Source organism: Pseudonocardia hierapolitana (assembly GCF_007994075.1).
Taxonomy (GTDB): Bacteria; Actinomycetota; Actinomycetes; order Mycobacteriales; family Pseudonocardiaceae; genus Pseudonocardia; species Pseudonocardia hierapolitana.
This window is the reverse complement of sequence record NZ_VIWU01000001.1, coordinates 233,686-251,289: the sequence shown is the minus strand read 5'-3', so window position 1 is coordinate 251,289 and position 17,604 is coordinate 233,686. Positions and strand designations below refer to the sequence as shown.

Annotated in this window: 21 protein-coding genes; 13 read left to right on the top strand and 8 right to left on the bottom strand. The window is 71.7% G+C overall.

Annotated elements, in window-relative coordinates:
• Positions 1-789 (bottom strand): hypothetical protein, encoded by a 789-nt coding sequence (locus FHX44_RS01230; RefSeq protein ID WP_147253754.1) that lies wholly within the window; start codon positions 787-789, stop codon positions 1-3.
• A 192-nt stretch (positions 790-981) separates the two neighbouring features.
• Between FHX44_RS01230 and FHX44_RS01225 the strand changes: the two genes are divergently transcribed.
• The 10 genes from FHX44_RS01225 (at position 982) to FHX44_RS01185 (ending at position 8,025) form a co-directional block, all read left to right on the top strand.
• A complete protein-coding gene (locus tag FHX44_RS01225) occupies positions 982-1,782 on the top strand; it encodes a hypothetical protein (RefSeq protein ID WP_147253753.1) in 801 nt (266 codons plus the stop codon).
• A gap of 12 nt (positions 1,783-1,794) precedes the next feature.
• Positions 1,795-3,723, top strand: coding sequence for a fumarate reductase/succinate dehydrogenase flavoprotein subunit (locus FHX44_RS01220; RefSeq protein ID WP_147253752.1), 1,929 nt, complete (start codon positions 1,795-1,797; stop codon positions 3,721-3,723).
• Positions 3,720-4,475, top strand: a complete 756-nt coding sequence (locus FHX44_RS01215; RefSeq protein WP_147253751.1) for a succinate dehydrogenase/fumarate reductase iron-sulfur subunit — start codon at positions 3,720-3,722, stop codon at positions 4,473-4,475. Before FHX44_RS01220 ends, FHX44_RS01215 begins: the two co-directional genes overlap by 4 nt.
• Before the next feature lie 259 nt (positions 4,476-4,734).
• A complete protein-coding gene (locus FHX44_RS01210; protein ID WP_147253750.1) occupies positions 4,735-5,457 on the top strand; it encodes a hypothetical protein in 723 nt (240 codons plus the stop codon).
• Positions 5,458-5,460: 3 nt separating this feature from the next.
• Positions 5,461-5,943, top strand: coding sequence for a hypothetical protein (locus FHX44_RS01205; RefSeq protein WP_147253749.1), 483 nt, complete (start codon positions 5,461-5,463; stop codon positions 5,941-5,943).
• Positions 5,940-6,485 carry a hypothetical protein gene (locus tag FHX44_RS01200; protein WP_147253748.1) on the top strand — a complete coding sequence of 182 codons (546 nt, stop codon included), beginning with the start codon at positions 5,940-5,942 and terminating at the stop codon, positions 6,483-6,485. Before FHX44_RS01205 ends, FHX44_RS01200 begins: the two co-directional genes overlap by 4 nt.
• A gap of 4 nt (positions 6,486-6,489) precedes the next feature.
• Positions 6,490-6,633, top strand: a complete 144-nt coding sequence (locus FHX44_RS41905; protein WP_170308724.1) for a hypothetical protein — start codon at positions 6,490-6,492, stop codon at positions 6,631-6,633.
• A gap of 51 nt (positions 6,634-6,684) precedes the next feature.
• Positions 6,685-7,200 (top strand): hypothetical protein, encoded by a 516-nt coding sequence (locus tag FHX44_RS01195; RefSeq protein WP_147253747.1) that lies wholly within the window; start codon positions 6,685-6,687, stop codon positions 7,198-7,200.
• Positions 7,197-7,532 carry a hypothetical protein gene (locus FHX44_RS01190; RefSeq protein WP_246170144.1) on the top strand — a complete coding sequence of 112 codons (336 nt, stop codon included), beginning with the start codon at positions 7,197-7,199 and terminating at the stop codon, positions 7,530-7,532. The genes FHX44_RS01195 and FHX44_RS01190 overlap by 4 nt, the downstream gene beginning before the upstream one ends.
• 103 nt (positions 7,533-7,635) lie before the next feature.
• Positions 7,636-8,025 (top strand): hypothetical protein, encoded by a 390-nt coding sequence (locus FHX44_RS01185; RefSeq protein ID WP_147253746.1) that lies wholly within the window; start codon positions 7,636-7,638, stop codon positions 8,023-8,025.
• 14 nt (positions 8,026-8,039) lie between these two features.
• On the opposite strand, the gene FHX44_RS01180 is transcribed toward FHX44_RS01185, so the two are convergent.
• Complete coding sequence (locus FHX44_RS01180; RefSeq protein ID WP_147253745.1) at positions 8,040-8,318, bottom strand: PspA domain-containing protein; 279 nt, start codon at positions 8,316-8,318, stop codon at positions 8,040-8,042.
• Between the two features lie 180 nt (positions 8,319-8,498).
• Here FHX44_RS01180 and FHX44_RS01175 point away from each other — a divergent pair, with 180 nt between their 5' ends.
• Entirely contained in the window at positions 8,499-10,478 is a 1,980-nt protein-coding gene (locus tag FHX44_RS01175) for a S9 family peptidase (protein WP_147253744.1), read from the top strand.
• 31 nt (positions 10,479-10,509) lie between these two features.
• Here the strand turns inward: FHX44_RS01175 and FHX44_RS01170 are convergent, their stop codons facing one another.
• From FHX44_RS01170 to FHX44_RS01155, 4 genes are all read right to left on the bottom strand, one after another.
• Positions 10,510-11,376 (bottom strand): amino acid ABC transporter permease, encoded by an 867-nt coding sequence (locus FHX44_RS01170; RefSeq protein ID WP_147253743.1) that lies wholly within the window; start codon positions 11,374-11,376, stop codon positions 10,510-10,512.
• Positions 11,377-11,404: 28 nt separating this feature from the next.
• Entirely contained in the window at positions 11,405-12,055 is a 651-nt protein-coding gene (locus tag FHX44_RS01165; RefSeq protein ID WP_147253742.1) for an amino acid ABC transporter permease, read from the bottom strand.
• A 97-nt stretch (positions 12,056-12,152) separates the two neighbouring features.
• On the bottom strand, positions 12,153-13,055 hold the full coding sequence (locus FHX44_RS01160; RefSeq protein WP_147253741.1) for a glutamate ABC transporter substrate-binding protein: 903 nt from the start codon (positions 13,053-13,055) through the stop codon (positions 12,153-12,155).
• Between the two features lie 27 nt (positions 13,056-13,082).
• Positions 13,083-13,811, bottom strand: coding sequence for an amino acid ABC transporter ATP-binding protein (locus tag FHX44_RS01155; RefSeq protein ID WP_147260840.1), 729 nt, complete (start codon positions 13,809-13,811; stop codon positions 13,083-13,085).
• Between the two features lie 133 nt (positions 13,812-13,944).
• Here FHX44_RS01155 and FHX44_RS01150 point away from each other — a divergent pair, with 133 nt between their 5' ends.
• Positions 13,945-14,628 (top strand): response regulator transcription factor, encoded by a 684-nt coding sequence (locus FHX44_RS01150; RefSeq protein ID WP_147253740.1) that lies wholly within the window; start codon positions 13,945-13,947, stop codon positions 14,626-14,628.
• 168 nt (positions 14,629-14,796) lie between these two features.
• Positions 14,797-16,239: a sensor histidine kinase gene (locus FHX44_RS01145; protein WP_147253739.1), complete on the top strand. Its 1,443-nt coding sequence runs from the start codon at positions 14,797-14,799 to the stop codon at positions 16,237-16,239.
• On the opposite strand, the gene FHX44_RS01140 is transcribed toward FHX44_RS01145, so the two are convergent.
• Complete coding sequence (locus FHX44_RS01140) at positions 16,217-16,678, bottom strand: ABA4-like family protein (RefSeq protein ID WP_246170143.1); 462 nt, start codon at positions 16,676-16,678, stop codon at positions 16,217-16,219. The genes FHX44_RS01145 and FHX44_RS01140 overlap by 23 nt on opposite strands.
• A 7-nt stretch (positions 16,679-16,685) precedes the next feature.
• On the bottom strand, positions 16,686-17,570 hold the full coding sequence (locus FHX44_RS01135; RefSeq protein WP_147253738.1) for a hypothetical protein: 885 nt from the start codon (positions 17,568-17,570) through the stop codon (positions 16,686-16,688).
• Positions 17,571-17,604: the final 34 nt, after the last annotated feature.

The following is a 17,604-nucleotide window of genomic DNA, read 5'->3' as shown; positions in this document are numbered from 1 at the left end:
TCAGGCCGTGGGGTCCGCCCAGAAGGTGCGCAGCTCCTCCAGGTCGGCGCGGCCGTTCCCGCTGGGCCGGGTGAGGGTGAGGGCGCCGGTGCAGGCCGTCGCGTCCTGGTCGAAGTAGAGCCGGGGCACGCCCTCGCGATCCACGTAGCGCGCCCGCACGCCCTCTCCGCGGTCCCCTTTACCGGCCGGGATCCCGGCGCGGATGTCCGTCCCGCCCGCGACGTAGCGCCATCGCACCGACACCACCGTGCCGGGTCGGGCCTGCCTGCCCAGGACGATGTCCTGGCGCCGGTCGCGCATCGCGTCGGGTGCGATCATCCGGGAGAACGCGGCGGCGCGGCCACCACCGAGGTCGCAGGCGACGCTCTCGGTCTCATCGGGGGCCGGGGGGCGTTGTTCGCAGGACACCGCGGGCCCGGCCAGGAACGGCTCGGCGAGGGTGCGCAGCGCGGGGTCCTGGAACACGACGCGGGGGTCGGCGGGCGGCACGGGCGGAGCGGCCGTGGGGGCGGGCGTCGGGGCTGCCTCCGCAGCAGCCGTCGTGGGCGTCGAGGGTGGCGTCGCGATCTCGGGAGGCGCCGCGGCGGCGGGCGGCGGGGGACCGGCCACGGCGGGGCCCCGGAGGAGCGAGAGCGTGCCGACGACCGAGGCGACGATCGTGCCGGCGACGAGCAGCGCGGCCAGCACGACGAGCACCGCGGGTGGCCGGGAGCCGACCGGCGCCAGTGCGTGGCGCGCTGCGGCCGTCGCGTCACCGCCCGCGCCGCGCTCGCCCGCCTCGCGGCCCACGCCGGGCACTCTAATGTCATGGGCCCGGAATTGGCCCGTCCTTGCGTGAATCGCGTCACGATGGGAACGCAGAGTGACAGCCCGATACGCCGTGCGCCGCGGGGCGGTCGTAGGCTCCGGCGAGATCCAGACGTCCCGACGCCGCGGCGTGGAGCGGACGGCGTCGTACCGCTACAGAACAAGGAACCTGACGTGTCATCCACCACAGACGCGTCCGCCGGCCGGGCGCAGATCACGGCACGGACGCTGCGAACGGACCGGTGGTGGTTGCCACCGCTGGCCAACTTCGTCGGGCTGACCGCGTGGGTCGTGTACGCGACCGTGCGCGCCTTCGTCCAGGACGACTACTTCGTCCCCGAGTACAACTACCTCACGCCGTTCTACTCGCCGTGCGTCTCGTACGGGTGCGACCCGCACGCCTCGCACTTCGGGCAGTTCCTCCCCGACGTCTGGTGGTTGCCCTACGCGGCGGTCTCGCTGCCGTTCCTCCTGCTCTTCCGGCTCACGTGCTACTACTACCGCAAGGCCTACTACCGGTCGTTCTGGCTCTCACCGCCTGCGTGCGCGGTGGCCGAACCCCACAAGAGCTACACCGGTGAGACCCGGTTCCCGCTGCTCGGGCAGAACCTGCACCGCTATTTCTTCTACATCGCCGGGATCATCTCCCTGATCAACACCTACGACGCGTTCTACGCGTTCGTCCGCAGCGACGGTTCGTTCGGGTTCGGCCTCGGCAACGTGATCCTGCTGGTCAACGTCGTGCTCCTGTGGGCGTACACGATCTCGTGCCACTCGTGCCGCAGCATCATCGGCGGCAGGCTCAACCACTTCTCCAAGCATCCGCTGCGCTACCGCATGTGGGTGTACGTCTCGAAGCTCAACGCCCGGCACATGCAGCTGGCCTGGACCACGCTCGCCACGCTCGCGGTGACCGACTTCTACATCATGGCCGTGGCGGCGGGCTGGATCCCCGACCTGCGGATCATCAACTGAGGGTGGTGGCAGATGACTGAAGAGATCGAACGCTACGAATTCGACGTCGTCGTCATCGGCGCCGGTGGCGCGGGCCTGCGTGCCGCCATCGAGGCGAGGGCGCAGGGCAAGCGCACCGCCATCATCTCCAAGTCGCTCTTCGGCAAGGCGCACACCGTGATGGCCGAGGGCGGGTGCGCCGCCGCGATGGGGAACGTCAACCCCAACGACAACTGGCAGGTGCACTTCCGCGACACGATGCGCGGGGGGAAGTTCCTCAACAACTGGCGCATGGCCGAGCTGCACGCCAAGGAGGCCCCGGACCGCGTCTGGGAGCTGGAGACCTACGGCGCGCTCTTCGACCGCACCAAGGACGGCAAGATCAGCCAGCGCAACTTCGGCGGGCACAGCTACCCGCGGCTGGCGCACGTCGGTGACCGCACCGGCCTGGAGATGATCCGCACGCTGCAGCAGAAGGTGGTGTCACTGCAGCAGGAGGACTACGCCGAGACCGGCGACTACGAGGCCAACATCCGGGTCTTCCACGAATGCACGATCACCGAGATCTTCAAGGACGACGGAAGGATCGCCGGCTGCTTCGGCTACTACCGCAGCACCGGCAGGTTCGTCCGGTTCGACGCCCCGGCGATCGTGCTCGCCACCGGTGGCGTCGGCAAGAGCTACCAGGTGACGTCGAACTCGTGGGAGTACACCGGCGACGGCCACGCGCTGGCCCTCCGCGCAGGCGCCACGTTGATCAACATGGAGTTCCTCCAGTTCCACCCGACCGGCATGGTCTGGCCGCCGTCGGTGAAGGGGATCCTGGTCACGGAGTCGGTGCGCGGCGACGGGGGCGTGCTGCGCAACTCCGAGGGCGAGCGGTTCATGTTCAACTACGTCCCGGACGTGTTCCGCGAGCAGTACGCGGAGACTGAGGAAGAGGGCGACCGCTGGTACACCGACGCCGACAACAACCGGCGTCCCCCCGAGCTGCTGCCCCGTGACGAGGTCGCCCGCGCGATCAACGCCGAGGTCAAGGCCGGGCGGGGGAGCCCGCACGGTGGGGTGTTCCTCGACATCGCCTCGCGGCTGTCGCCGGAGGAGATCCAGAAGCGGCTGCCGTCGATGTACCACCAGTTCAAGGAGCTGGCGGACGTCGACATCACCAAGGAGCCGATGGAGGTCGGCCCCACCTGCCACTACGTGATGGGCGGTGTGGAGGTCGACCCGGACAGCGCGATGTCGAAGGTGCCCGGGCTGTTCGCGGCCGGGGAGGTCGCCGGCGGGATGCACGGCTCCAACCGGCTCGGCGGCAACTCGCTGTCCGACCTGATCGTGTTCGGACGCCGGGCCGGGTTCGGCGCGGCCGAGTACGTCGACTCGCTCGCCGGGGTGCGCCCCGCCGTGCGGATCGACGACGTGACGAAGGCCGTGGACCGCGCGCTGCTGCCGTACTCCAGCGCCGCGGAGGGCGGCGAGAACCCGTTCGTCGTGCAGCTGGAGCTGCAGAAGACGATGAACGACCTCGTCGGCATCATCCGCAAGGCCGACGAGATGGAGCTGGCGCTCAAGGCGCTGCAGGACATCGCGACCAGGGCGAAGACGGTGTCCGTCGAGGGCGGCCGGGAGTTCAACCCGGGCTGGCACCTGGCCCTCGATCTGCGCAACATGCTGCTGGTCTCGCTGTGCGTGGCCAAGGCCGCGCTGGAGCGGCAGGAGAGCCGCGGCGGGCACACCCGCGACGACTTCCCCGTCATGGACTCCGACTGGCGGCACCTGCTGCTCGTGCTGTCCGCGAAGGGCGAGGACGACATCGAGCTGGTCCGCCAGGAGCAGGTGCCGATGCGGCCCGACCTGCTCGACCTGTTCGAACTCGACGAGCTGAAGAAGTACTACACGGGCGAGGAACTGGGCGGGCACCGTGCCGGTTCTTCTGGGCAGGCGCTAGGGGAGAAGGCATGAGTTACGAGGCGCACTTCCGCGTCTGGCGGGGTGACGACGAGAAGGGCGAGCTCGTCGACTACCCGGTGGAGGTGAACGAGGGCGAGGTCGTCCTCGACATCATCCACCGGCTCCAGCAGACCCAGGCCCAGGACCTCGCCGTCCGCTGGAACTGCAAGGCCGGCAAGTGCGGCTCGTGCAGCGCGGAGATCAACGGCCGTCCCCGGCTGATGTGCATGACCCGGATGTCGACGTTCGAGGAGAACGAGGTCATCACGGTCACGCCGCTGCGGACGTTCCCCGTGATCCGCGACCTCGTCACCGACGTGTCGTTCAACTACACCAAGGCCCGCGAGATCCCCAGCTTCGCGCCCCCGCCGGACCTCGAGCCGGGCGAGTACCGGATGCAGCAGGTCGACGTCGAGCGGAGCCAGGAGTTCCGCAAGTGCATTGAGTGCTACCTGTGCCAGAACACCTGCCACGTGGTGCGTGACCACGAGGAGAACAAGGAGAACTTCGCCGGCCCGCGCTACCTGATGCGGATCGCGGAGCTCGACATGCATCCCCTCGACGCCGCCGACCGGCAGGAGGCGGCACAGGACGAGCACGGCCTCGGGTACTGCAACATCACCAAGTGCTGCACCGAGGTCTGCCCGGAGCACATCAAGATCACCGACAACGCGCTCATCCCACTCAAGGAGCGCGTGGTGGACCGCAAGTACGACCCTGTGGTCTGGCTGGGCAAGAAGATCTTCAAGCGCTCGGGGGCCTGAGCCCGACGCAGGAACGTCGACAGAGCCGCCGGTCACCGCCGAGACCGGCGGCTCTGTCACCCGGATGCGAATCACCGGCCACGCTGAGCCCTCGAACATCACCCGGATGCAACGCTACGTGTTGATGTGATCGCGTCACGTCACCGGTCCGTGCTCGTTGTCCCGGACGGCGCCGAACCGGCGCGGCGGACGGGAGGGCACGAGGATGACGGCGGCTACGGTACGCGGGACGGCACCTCCGGTGGGGGCACCGTTCCGGATGACGCGGATCGCGCCGTCGGGAGCCAGGGTCGACCTCGCCGTCCCTGAGGTGTTCGGCCCGCTGCGCTGGTACGCCAGCACCAGGTTCACCGGGCCGCGGACCGCCAGGCAGTTCTTCCTGGCGCCACGGGGCGAGCACCGCGTGATCCCGACGCACGTCCTGCCCGGAGCGCATCAGCGGCGGGTCGCCCTGCGGGGTGCGGACGCCGTGTTGTTCGAGGCCGCCGATCGCTCCGACGCCGCACTGGTGCTCGTCGGGCCCCACCACGAGGCCACCACCTGGTTCGGGGGCCCCGCACCGGCCGACGGCGGCCTCGCCGCGATGCTGGAGGCGTTCCGGTTCACCGACGACCCGGCGGGCGCCACCCTGGTTCCGGCGTCCGACCTGCTGCTGCGGCAGGCCGGCGTGTCGCTGATCGGCCGTGGCGATCGCGCGACGCTCGTGGCGCGGCGGGCCGTCGACGCGCTGCCGACGCTCCCGGACTGGGCCGGGCTGCGGTTGCCTGCCGGCGAGCTGTGGCGCGCGGATCGCCTCCTCGACGACGGGGCGTCGGCGCTGGTCGCCGGCACCGTCCACGAGTGGCGCTACGTGCTCGCCGGGAAGAGCGCAGCGCTCGACCTCGTCCTGCACGGCCCGGAATCGGGGCGTCCGCGCCTGGATCTCGCCGACGACCGGCTGATCGCCGCGATCGCCGCTCTCGACGCCAGGTGGGTGGGCTGAGACATGTCGGCACAGATGGCTGTGGCGCTGCTCGCCCTCCTCGTCGCGCTGTTCGCCCTCGTCGCGCTCCTCGCCGTGTACGCGCGGGTGCGCGCGTTGGAGGCCGGGCGCGAGGTCGGTCTGTCGGGATATGCGGCCGTCGTCGGCAGGCCCGCGCCGCTGTCGATCCGTCCCCGGCCCGGCCAGCGTGCCGCCATCGCGGCCGTGCTGGACGCCGACTGCGCGCTCTGCCACGCCGTGTGGGACGCCCTCGCCGCCATCAGGGACGTCGGGGTGCGCCTCGTCGCGGTCGTCGACCGGGCCGACGCCTTCGCCCCGCACCCCGGCGCGGAGCTGCTCGGCGACCCGGCCGCGCGGGCCGAGCTGTTCGAGGGCTACGCGCCCACCGTGTTGCAGCTCGACGCGGCGGGCACGGTGGTGCACCGCACCTTCGTCGACACCGATACGGATCTGAGGGCCCTGTTCCGCATCGGGAGCCCCGCATGACCCGTCTCGACGACATCCCGCGCACCTCCGCCCCGTGTCCCGGCGCCCGCCCGAGCGCCGTGGTGGCGCGGCTGCGGTCGATCCGGCCGTCCCGGCGGGCGGTCCTGCGCGGGCTCGTGATCGGGGCGGCGGCAGCGGCGCTCGTGCCGCTCGACTGGTATCTCGAACGCCGGACGGCGGCCGCCGTGCCCGGGTCCGTGAACCGGGCCGAGCACACCAGCTGCGCTCCCACGTCCTACGCCGAGGAGGCCAACAACTGGCCGTCCGACGGCCCTGCTGTCTGCTACGGCGGGTGGCGGCGCGGCGGCTACCCCTGCGCCAACGGATACCACCGCGAGGGCTTCTACGAGATCGACGGCGAGGAGATGGAGAGCACCCGGCTCGCCACGGAGTGCGAGGGGAAGAACGCTTGGCGGTGGAAGGGCTACCGCTGTTCCGATGCGATCACCGACGTCGTGTTCGCCAGCGGCGACACCTACACCGGCATCACCATCGCGGCATGCCGGCTGCCCGAGGGCGCCGGGCCGATCCTGGGCGGGTGAACCGGTGAGGATCCGCTGGCTGCTGCATCCGGTCACCGCGGCCGTCGTGTTGGTCGTGGCGGCCCTGGCGGCCGGGCCGGCGGGCGTGGTGTCGCTCCTGCTCGTCGCGGGCGCCGCCGCCGGGTTCGCCAACTCCGGAAGCACTTGAAGCCACAACTCGGCGTTCCTGCTGAGCGCGTCGGTCTGGCGCGACGAGCCCGTGGTCCGGTTCTTCGGGGCAGGCCTGTTGCTGGGTGCCCTGCTGGTGGCGTTCGTGGCGGGCGCGCTGGGGGCGCTGCCCCAGGCGCTGCTGCCCGCCCCCGTCCGGTACGCGCTGTTCGGCCTGGTCGTGGTGCCGGTGCTGCTGCGGGAGGTCGGGCTCGTGCGGTTCCCCGTCCCGCAGAACGCCCGGCTCGTCCCGGAGGACGTCCAGCACCTGCGCCGGTGGGGTGCGCTGCAGTTCGGGTTCGAGATGGGCACCGGGATGCGCACGTACTCGCCGTCCGCGCTGCCCCACCTGGTGCTCGCGGCCGTGCTGGTGGTCGTCCCGCTCCCGGCCGCGTTCGCGCTCGCCGCCGGGTTCGCGCTCGGCCGGCTCGCGATGCCGCTGATGGCAGGCGCGTGGAGTGACGACGGTTCGTGGACGCTCGTGTGGGCACGTGCGGAGCACGTCGTGCGGCCGTTGCTGGCCCTGACCTGCGCCGGCTCGCTCGCGACTGCGATGCTCGCAGCGTGATCGCTGCCGTCAGGATTGCGGCCGTCGTGGTCGTGGCCGACGTGGCCTGCCCCAGCTGCTCGCAGATCGCGCGCGAGCTGCCCGACCTGCTCCGGGTGCCCGTCACGGTGCGCTCCTGCCGTGACCCCCGGCTGGCGACGGAACACCCCACGTTGCCCGCCACCGTGCTCGCCTGCCGCAAGCCCGCCATCGGCGCCGTCCGCCCGGACGGTTCGGTGCGCTGGTGGCCCGGCCTGACCGGGGCGCTCGGGGTGCTGCCGGTGGTGCGGCCGCGGGCGCTGGGGGAGGCCCTCGGCCTGCTGTGGACGGCCTTGCGAGCGCGTCGACCCTGAACGGCGGGCGGCCGAGCGCCATCGGTCGCGTGCTACCGGCGGGTTGTGGATAACTCCCCTTGAGCACACCCGGCAGCTCGCCCGTGCTCGCTAACCTTCTCGCATGGGCTCGATGGAGGAACTGGAAGGCAGGGTCACGGCACTCGAGGTGCAGATGCGCAGCGTCCGTCAGGATGCCGCCGCTGCGCGGGTACTGGCCGGGGGTGCTGATCGCGATGTAGCGGCGCTCGCCACCAAGCTCGACGCGCACACGCGGTTGTTGGAGGCGCTGCGCGAGACGCAGGTCGAGGATCATGAGCGGATCGCCGGGCTGGAGGGGCGGTTCGACGGGCTGGAGGGGCGGTTCGACGGGCTGGAGGGGCGGTTCGACGGACTGGAGGGGCGGTTCGACGGACTGGAGGGGCGGTTCGACGGACTGGAGCACGGCCAGGCGATGATCTTGGATCTGCTGAGGCGGAGGAACGGGGAGGAGCCACCCGCCGCAGCGGAGTGAGCGGCGTCCTGGCGTCAGCCGAGTGAGCGGCGGATCTCCTCCAGCCTCGCCTTCGCCGCAGCCGCCCGCTCGGCCTCCTGCTCCTCCACACTGCGACCGGCGGCGTTGCTCTCCGCCAGCTCAGTGGCCCCCAGCGACGTGGCGTACCGGCTCTCGATCTTGTCGCGCACGTAGTCCAGGCTCGGCACGCCGTGCTCGTCGTAGTCGGGCGCGGGCGGCGCCGGCGGGGTGGGGTCCGGCACGATCTCGGCCTCGATCGGCTCCGGCGTCCGCTCCTTCGACGGCTCGGTCACGGCGGCTCCTCCCGTTCGACGTCCGGCGGTGCCCACGCTACGCGGGTGCGGGCCGCTGGGAGCCTTCGACGGTTGCTCCCAGCGTCCGCCGGTCGGCCATCAGTTCGCCCGTACGCACCCGGGCGTCGGCGGGCCGACACATCTGCGTCGGCCGGGGCGGGGGGCGGATAACGTGGCGGCGTGACGATCTCCGAGCGGCCCTACGGCTCCTGGCCCACCCCGATCACGTCCGAGCTGGTCACGGCCGCCGCGGTGCGGCTGGGCGAGGTGCGGGTGGACGGCGCCGACGTGGTGTGGGCCGAGGGGCGGCCGGCCGAGGGCGGTCGCACACAGCTGGTGCGCCGCACGCCCGACGGCGCCACCACCGACCTGCTGCCGGACGGGCGGAACGCGCGCACGGCCGTGCACGAGTACGGCGGCGCGGCATGGTGGGTGCACGACGGCGTCGTGTGGTTCACCGACTGGGCCGACCAGCGCCTGTACCGGCTGGCACCCGGCGGGGAGCCCGAGCCGATCACCCCTGAACCGGTGGCGCCGCGGGCGGACCGCTACGCCGACGGCGACGTCGCCCCGGACGGCGCCACCATCGTCTGCGTCCGCGAGCGGCACGCGGGGTCGTCGGCGGCCGACGTGCGCAACGAGGTCGTCCGGCTCGCGTCGGACGCCCTCTCGGAGCCGGAGGTGCTGGTCAGTGGCCCGGACTTCGTGGCCGCTCCCCGCCTGAACCCCGACGGCACCAGCCTGGCCTGGCTGCAGTGGAACCACCCGTCGATGCCGTGGGACGACACGCAACTCATCGTGCGCGACCTGGAGTCCGGCGAGGAGACGGTTGTGGCGGGCGGGCCGGGGGAGTCGGTCCTGGAGCCACGTTTCGAGCCGGACGGGTCGCTGCTCTTCCTGTCCGACCGCACGGACTGGTGGAACCTGTACCGCTGGACGCCCGGCGCCGACATCGTGCCGGTCGTGCGCCTGGACGCGGAGATCGGCGAGCCCGCGTGGGTCTTCGGCTCGGCCCGCTACGTGCGGCTCGACGACGGCCGGATCGTGTTCGCCCGGTGGCGCGAGGGCCGTGACGGGCTCGCCGTCCGGCAGACCGACGCCACGCTCGTCGACCTCGATGTGCCGTTCTCGGCGATCGCCGCCGTCCGCGCGGCAGGGCCGGACGCGGTGGTCGTGGTCGCGGGGAGCCCCGCCGCCGAGCCCGGTGTGCACCGGGTCGAGGTCTCCAGCTCCACCGTGGAGACGCTGCGGCCGCCGCGCGACCTCGGCCTGGAGGCGGCCCAGATATCGGTGCCCGAGCACATCACGTTCGACTCGGTGGACGGCTCCGGCGCGCCCCGGCGGGCGCACGCGCAGTTCTACCCGCCGGCCTCGGCGGATTCGTCCGGCCCGGAGGGCGAGCTCCCGCCGCTGCTGGTGCAGATCCACGGTGGCCCGACCAGCGCCGCGATGCCGGTGCTGAGCACCGGTGTCCAGTACTGGACGAGCCGCGGCTTCGCCGTCGTCGACGTGAACTACGGCGGCTCCACGGGGTACGGGCGCGCCTACCGGCAGGAGCTGCTGGGCGAGTGGGGCGTGATCGACGTGGCCGACTGCCTCGCGGCCGCGCGCCGGCTCGCCGAGCAGGGTCGCGTCGACGGCGACCGGCTGTGCATCCGGGGCGGCTCGGCGGGCGGGTTCACCACCCTCGCCGCCCTCGCCCGTGACGACACCCCGTTCGCCGCCGGCGCCGACCACTTCGGGGTGGCCGACCTGGAAGCGCTCGCGGCCGACACCCACAAGTTCGAGAGCCGCTACCTCGACCGTCTCGTCGGCCCGTACCCGCAGGCCCGCGACGTCTACGTCGAGCGCTCACCGATCCACCACGTCGAGCGCTTCACCCGCCCGCTCATCGTGCTGCAGGGGGCGGAGGACGAGGTCGTGCCGCCCAACCAGAGCGAGATGATCGTCGACGCCCTGCGCGCCCGCGGCACCCCGGTGGCCTACCTGCTGTTCGAGGGCGAGCAACACGGGTTCCGGCGGGCGGAGAACATCCGCAGGGCCCTGGACTCCGAGCTGAGCTTCTACGCCCAGGTGCTCGGGTTCGACCTGCCCGTGGAGGAGGGGATCGAGCCGGTCGTGGTGGAGAACCTCGATCAGCACTCGTCGTTCGGGTCGTAGCGGAGGCGGCGCCCGCCTCCGGGCGCCGCCGTCAGCTCGCTCCGGTGCCCGGCCCGGCGTCGGGGGGAGCGGGTGCTTTCACCACGGCCCGGGGACTGCGCCGAGTGCGCTTCTCCAGCCAGTTGGCCAGTGCCGACAGCAGCAGGCACATCGTGATGTAGATGACCGCGATGACGATCCCGACCTGCAGGATCGGACCGCCCAGCTGGCCCTGGTTGCCCAGGAAACGGGCCTGGTAGAGCAGCTCGGGGTACAGGATGATGAAGCCGAGTGCGGTGTCCTTCAGCACCACCACGAGCTGGGCGATGATCGTCGGGAGCATCGCGCGCAGCGCCTGCGGGAGCAGAACGTTGGTCATCACCTGGGTCTTGCGCATGCCCAACGCGTAGGCGGCCTCGCTCTGGCCCTTCGGTTGCGCCAGCACGCCTGCCCGGAAGACCTCGGCGAGCACCGAGCCGTTGTAGAGCATCAGGCCGAGCACCACGGCCCAGTAGGCGGAGATGGTGATGCCGAGGCTCCGGGAGACCCCGTAGTACAGGATGAAGATCAGCACCAGCAGCGGGACGGCGCGGAAGAACTCGACGACCGCCGTGGCCGGGCCGCTGACCCACCTGTGGTCCGAGAGCCTGCCGGCCGCGAAGATCGCGCCGAACACCAGCGAGAGCACCGCGGCGAGCAGGAACGCCCGCAGCGTGTTCCACAGCGCGTCGAGCAGCAGGTACTGGATGTTGATGTAGGTGATCCACTCCCACCGCCGGGGCGCGAACTGCCCGGTCTGGATGAGACGGAGGACCACGAATCCGACGACGCCGAGAACGACCAGCGTGCCGACGACGCCGAGGATGTTGTTGCGGACGCGGGCGCGAGGGCCCGGGATGTCGTAGAGGACTGCGGTCACGACGTGCTCCAGGACGGCTGGGGACGGATCACGCGGCGACCCGCCATCGCTTCTCGAGGGTGCGCTGCAGCCCGGTCAGTGGGAGGACGAGGATCAGGAAGAACAGCGCCACCCACAGCAGGCCGACGAGCACGTCGTACCCGCGCTCGGAGAGGTTCTGGTAGATCCCGCCGGCCTCGAAGACCGAGAATCCGGCCGCGATCGTCGTGTTCTTCAGCAGGGCGATCATGATGCTGGTCAGCGGCGGCACGACCGCGCGGAACGCCTGGGGCATCACGATCTGCCCGAGGATCTGGGCGAAGGTGAAGCCGAGCGCGCGGGCGGCCTCGGCCTGCCCGACCGGCACCGTGTTGACCCCGGACCGGATCACCTCGCAGACGAACGCCGCGGTGTAGACGATCAGCGCGGCGCAGGCGGCGACGAAGTAGGAGACGTCGATGAGGTCGAGGCGCGGGTAGGCGAACGCGAAGAAGAAGAAGACCAGCGTCAGCGGTGTGTTGCGGACGATGTTGACGTACATCGCACCGAAGACGCGCAGCACCGGCATCGGGCTCACGCGCATCGCCGCCAGGACCGTGCCGAGCACGAGAGACCCGATCGCCGAGATCACGAAGAGCCTGATCGTTCCGAAGAAGAACGCCTCCAGGTACAGCGGGAGGTTGTCGAGCAGGACGTTCACGGGTCTCCGTTCCTGGACGGGCGGGATACGGCGTCGATCACGCCCACGGTGGAGACCCGGGGCGGGCGGTCACCGCTGCCCGCCCCGGGCGATCCGATCAGTAGCGCTGCAGCTCCGGCGGCGAGGCCGTCGTGCCGGACAGCCCGAGCGTCGAGTCGTAGGCCTTCTGCCACGTCCCGTCGTCGTAGGACGCCTGCAGGATGTCGTTGATCTTGTTGCGCAGCGCCGAGTCGTCGCGGTTGAGGCCGATGCCGTAGGGCTCCTGGGAGAACGGCTCGCCGACGACCTTGAGCTCGTCGGGTCGCTGCGAGGCGAAGCCCGCGAGGATCGCGTCGTCCGTGGTGACCGCGTCGACCTGACCCGCCAGCAGCTGGTCCACGCACTGGCTGTAGGTCTGGAACTCGACGATCTGGTCCGTCAGGCCCTGGTCGCGCACCCGCTGGATCGGGGTCGACCCGGTGACCGAGCACACCCGCTGGCCCTGCAGGGTGTCCTTGCCCGTGATCGTGGTGTTGTCGGCCGCCACGAGGACGCTCTGCCCGGCGACGTAGTACGGGCCGGCGAACGACACGCGCTGCTTGCGGGTGTCGTTGATGGTGTACGTCCCGACCATGTAGTCGATGTCGCCGCGCTCGATGGTGTCCTCGCGCGCGGCCGACGGGACGACGACGTAGTCGATCTGGTCCTCGCCGTAGCCCAGCCCCGCAGCGATCATGCGAGCGATCTCGACGTCGAACCCGGCGTACTCGCCCGTGGTCGCATCGCGGAAGCCGAGGCCCGGCTGGTCGTCACGGACGCCGGCGACGATCCGGCCCCGCTGCTGGATCTTGGCGAAGGTCGGCGAGTCGGGCAGTGAGACGCCGGTGGCGACCGGGTAGCTGACCTCGGGGGCGGTCTCGCCGCCGGGTGCCGCAGGGGTGGTCGGGCTGCCCTCGCGCCCGCAGGCGGTGAGGGCGAGGGCGCCGACCATGAGGCCCACCGCGAGGGTGCGCAACTTCATGAGAACTCGTCTCCAGTCGTTCGGGGATCAGTGCGTGAGGATCTTGCCGAGGAAGTCCTTGGCGCGGTCGGATGTCGGGTTCGAGAAGAACGTGTCGGGTGGCGCGTCCTCGACGATCTCGCCGTCGGACATGAAGACGACGCGGTTGGCGGCGCGGCGGGCGAAGCCCATCTCGTGGGTGACGACGAGCATCGTCATGCCCTCCTTCGCGAGGGTGGTCATCACGTCGAGGACCTCCTGGACCATCTCGGGGTCGAGGGCGGAGGTGGGCTCGTCGAACAGCATGACCTTCGGCTTCATCGCGAGCGCGCGGGCGATCGCGGCGCGTTGCTGCTGCCCGCCGGAGAGCTGGGCCGGGTACTTGTCGCGCTGGTTGGCGATGCCGACGCGTTCGAGCAGTGCCATGCCGTCCTTCTCGGCGGTGGCCTTGGCGGACTTGCGCACCTTCAGCGGGGCGAGCGTGACGTTCTCGAGGATCGTCTTGTGCGCGAAGAGGTTGAAGCTCTGGAACACCATTCCGACGTCGGCGCGCAGCGCGGCGAGGGCCTTGCCCTCGGCGGGTAGGGCCTGTCCGTCGACCTCGATGGTGCCGCTGTCGATCGGCTCGAGCCGGTTGATCGTGCGGCACAGCGTGGACTTGCCCGAGCCGGACGGGCCGAGTACCACGACGACCTGGCCGGTTGCGACCTCCAGGTTGATGTCACGCAGGACGTGCAGCTCGCCGAAGTGCTTGTCGACGGACGCCATCCGGATCATGGGAGTGTCGGTCATGCAGGGCCTCCGGGCATGGCGGGACGCTAGGGCGCGGCGATGTGTCCAGTCCAGCACCTTGAGCAACCCATAGGGTTGCGCTCCTATAACGCTCTTGGTCTCGGAGAGGGTGGGAGTAGTGCACATCCTGCTGGTCGAGGACGACGATCGGGTCGCGGCCGCGCTGCGTCCGGCCCTGCACCGGCACGGGATGACCACCACCCGGCTGGCCACGGGGCGGGCCGCACCGGACCACCTGGGAGGCGTCGACGTCGTCCTGCTCGACCTCGGCCTCCCGGACATCGACGGGGTCGACGTGTGCCGGGCGATCCGGGAGAGGAGCGACGTGCCGGTGATCGTCGTGTCGGCCCGCGGCGAGGTGGACGACCGCATCCTCGGCCTGCACTCCGGGGCCGACGACTACCTCGTGAAGCCCTACGACATCGGCGAGCTCGTGGCCCGCGTCCACGCGGTGTACCGGCGGCGCCGGCTCGCGACGCCGACCGGACCCGAGGACGTCGTCGAGATCGGCGCCGTGCGCGTCGACCTGCACAAACACGACGTGACGGTCGGCGGCCGGGCCGTGAACCTCACGCGCAAGGAGTTCCAGGTGCTCGCGCTGCTCGCGACGGCGGGAGGAGCGGTGTGCACGCGCAGCCGCATCGTCGCCGAGGTGTGGGGCCGGTCGTGGGCGGGTGCCAACCGCACGCTCGACGTGCACGTGGCCACGCTGCGCACCAAGCTCGGCAACCCGGAGTACGTGCAGACCGTCCGCGGCGTGGGATACCGGCTCGGGAACCCCGCCGCTTCGGGCGCGGAGTAGCCAAGTGCGCCCCACCGGAGGTCCCGCACGTATCTCGACGGCCCAGCTTCCCGCTGGGCGCACCGGCGAGCCGACCGAGTATGCCCAATACGAGGCCGGCCCGCCGGCACACCCAGCGGAAACCTGGATCCGCCGATATACGCACCGGACCCCCGGTGGGGCGCACTAGTGGCCGCCCGCCTGCTGGTGATCGTGCTGTTCCTGGTGGGACTGCTCGCCGCCGGGCTCGGCGTGCCGCTCGCGCTGTCCTACGCCCAGGCCCGGCAGCTCGCGATGTTCACCGACCGCCTGACCGACACGATCTTCTACGCCTCGGTCGCGGAGCGGCCCATCACGCAGGCCGACACCACGGGGCTGGGCACCGAGCTCGAACGCTACGACGAGGTCTACGGGGTGGCCGTTCTCGTGCTGGACGAGGACGGCAGGCTGGTGGCGACATCCCGGCAGCCGCCGCCGATACTCGACGGGGACGCGCGGGAGCGGGTGGAGCTCGCGCTCGCCAACCGCCGCTCCGAGGTCTACCCGCTGATCCTGCCGTGGGACGAGCGCCCGCTGGTGCTCGCCGAGCCCGTGCTGGTCGACACCGAGGTGCGGGGCGTGGCCGTCACCATCTCGCCGACCGACGCCCTGCGCGCGGAAGAGCTGCGGGTGTGGTCGCTGGTCGTGGCCGCGGGTCTGGCCGCGCTGGCGATGGGGGTGGTCGTGGCGCTGCCGATCGTCCGCTGGATCCTGCGTCCGGTCCGGCGCCTCGACGAGGGCACCGGCCGGGTGGCCTCCGCCGTGCTGGCCGGGGCCGACCCGGAACCGGTGGCCGACGGGACCGGGCCGCCGGAGCTGCGCCGGCTGTCGGTCTCCTTCGACCGCATGGCCGGGACCGTGGCACAGGCGTACGCCGCGCAGCGCGCGTTCGTCGCCGACGCGAGCCACCAGCTGCGCAACCCGCTCACGGCGCTGCGCCTGCGGCTGTCCAACCTCGACGGGCACGTCGACGCCGTCGCGGCCGAGGACCACGCCGCCGCGCTCGAGGAGGCCGAGCGGCTGTCCACGCTGCTCGACGGGCTGCTGACGCTCGCGAGGGCCGAGCGCACCGCGCCGAACGTCGTGGCCGACGTCGACGCCGGGGTGGAGGACCGCGTCGACGCGTGGCGTCCGCTCGCCGAGCACATGGACCTGGACCTGGTCCGCGGCGGGGTGACCGGCCTGCGGGTGCTGGCGCCGGACGGCGCGATCGAGACCGTCCTCGACGCCGTGCTGGACAACGCGGTGAAGTTCGCACCGGCGGGCAGCGCGATCTCGGTGCGCACCGCCTCCGTCGACGGCCGGGTGGAGATCGCCGTGCGCGACACCGGTCCCGGCATGGCCCCGGAGGAGCTCGAGCGCGCGACCGGCCGGTTCTGGCGCAGCCCGGGCCAGAGCAACACGGAGGGTTCGGGCCTCGGACTGGCGATCGCCGCCCGCACACTGGAGGTTGCAGGCGGCGAGCTGGCGCTCGAGCTGCCCTCCGGTGGTGGGCTACGGGTGGTGGCGAGGTTCCCGCAGCCTCCCGAGGAAAGCGATGGCGAGGACGCCGAGTTGCAGCAAGGTGGCCTTACGGCAACGGGGCCGCAGTGAGGCCATCTCGGTGCAACCGCGTGCGAGGGAGCACGGCACGCAGCAACAGGTGCGCGAGCAGCCCGAGCGGCCCCAGCAGGATCGTCAGCACCAGCACCGGGGCCGCGATCAGCGCGTGGATGCCGCGCTCCCGGCTGTCGAGGTAGATGAATCGGCCCACGAACAGGTCGAACGCGATGAAGTGGGCCCAGCCCGCCGCGGCGCCCACGGGCGTCGCGAGCAGCGCCGCGACGCCGGGGAGTTCGGGCGACGCCACCGCCGCGAACACCGTGGTGAACTGCGGGAGCACCAGCGCGGCGTAGACGAGCACCGGCGGCACGACGATCAGCGGCGAGCCGATGATCCGACGCGTGACCGACCAGCCGGGCGCGAGGATCATCAGCGCCCAGAACGGCGCCGCGAGCGGGAACGTGAGTGTGAACAGCAGCTGGGGATCCACGGCTACCTCAGACGGTGGTGAGGACGGGTGAGCGGCGCAGCACGCCCGCGAGCGCCCCGCCGGTGGCGAGCAACAGGGCGCCGAGGGCGGCGAGCGTGACCGCGTCGGGCGCGAGCAGCGGCTGCCCGCGCAGCGCCTGCCACGTCACCAGCACGACGAGCCCGGCGTAGCCGGCCGCGACGATCTGGACGACGCGGACACGGGCGGTCTCGTCGAGCCGGGCCGGATCCAGCGCGGCGAGACCGGCGGCGAGCAGCGGCAGCAGCTGCAGGGCGTGCATGCCGATGAAGTGGCCGATCCGCAGGTCACCGCCGGTGGTGCTCCAGCCGACGAAGGGCAGGCCTGGTCCGCCGTCCGGCACACCGACGGCGTGTCCGCCGTTCGCGGAGAGGAGGAACCCGACGGCCATGCCGGCCAGCCCGACGAGGAGCCCGAGCCGCACCGCCGAGCTCGTCACGCGGTCGGCCGAGCGTTCGCGCAGGAACCGCAGCGCGATCGCCACCGTCGCCAGCCAGACGACGACGATCGTCGCGCCCATGATCGAGTAGAGCGCCACGTCGAACGCGCTGTCGTCGTTGAAGTGGCTGCGCACACCGCGCGCCGCCTGCCCGACGATGACCACCATCTCGAGCACGGCTCCGACGGTGATGAGCCAGCCCGCCCGCCACATGCCCCGCCCGGGCAGCCGGGAGAGCATCCACGCCAGGGCGGCCCCGTACAGCATGATCGAGAGCGAGAACTTCAGGGGCTTGAACCAGAGCGGCGCTCCGAGCAGCTCGCGCTGGTCGACCACGGCGAGAACCGCCGTCACGAGCGCGAGGGCCGCCATCGCGAGCGTCAGCCCGTAGAGGCCGGGATGCCCCCGCCGGGCATCCGCGAGAACTGTGCGCATCTCCGCTCCTGCCTGACGCTGTTAGTCTGTGCGA

What these genes read in the sequence shown, in the direction of transcription:
- FHX44_RS01220 (WP_147253752.1), top strand. Translation starts at nt 1,795, where the DNA reads ATGACTGAAGAGATCGAACGCTACGAATTCGACGTCGTCGTCATCGGC.
- FHX44_RS01215 (WP_147253751.1), top strand. Translation starts at nt 3,720, where the DNA reads ATGAGTTACGAGGCGCACTTCCGCGTCTGGCGGGGTGACGACGAGAAG.
- FHX44_RS01210 (WP_147253750.1), top strand. Translation starts at nt 4,735, where the DNA reads ATGACGCGGATCGCGCCGTCGGGAGCCAGGGTCGACCTCGCCGTCCCT.
- FHX44_RS01205 (WP_147253749.1), top strand. Translation starts at nt 5,461, where the DNA reads ATGTCGGCACAGATGGCTGTGGCGCTGCTCGCCCTCCTCGTCGCGCTG.
- FHX44_RS01200 (WP_147253748.1), top strand. Translation starts at nt 5,940, where the DNA reads ATGACCCGTCTCGACGACATCCCGCGCACCTCCGCCCCGTGTCCCGGC.
- FHX44_RS01185 (WP_147253746.1), top strand. Translation starts at nt 7,636, where the DNA reads ATGGGCTCGATGGAGGAACTGGAAGGCAGGGTCACGGCACTCGAGGTG.
- FHX44_RS01160 (WP_147253741.1), bottom strand. Translation starts at nt 13,055, where the DNA reads ATGAAGTTGCGCACCCTCGCGGTGGGCCTCATGGTCGGCGCCCTCGCC.
- FHX44_RS01155 (WP_147260840.1), bottom strand. Translation starts at nt 13,811, where the DNA reads ATGATCCGGATGGCGTCCGTCGACAAGCACTTCGGCGAGCTGCACGTC.
- FHX44_RS01135 (WP_147253738.1), bottom strand. Translation starts at nt 17,570, where the DNA reads ATGCGCACAGTTCTCGCGGATGCCCGGCGGGGGCATCCCGGCCTCTAC.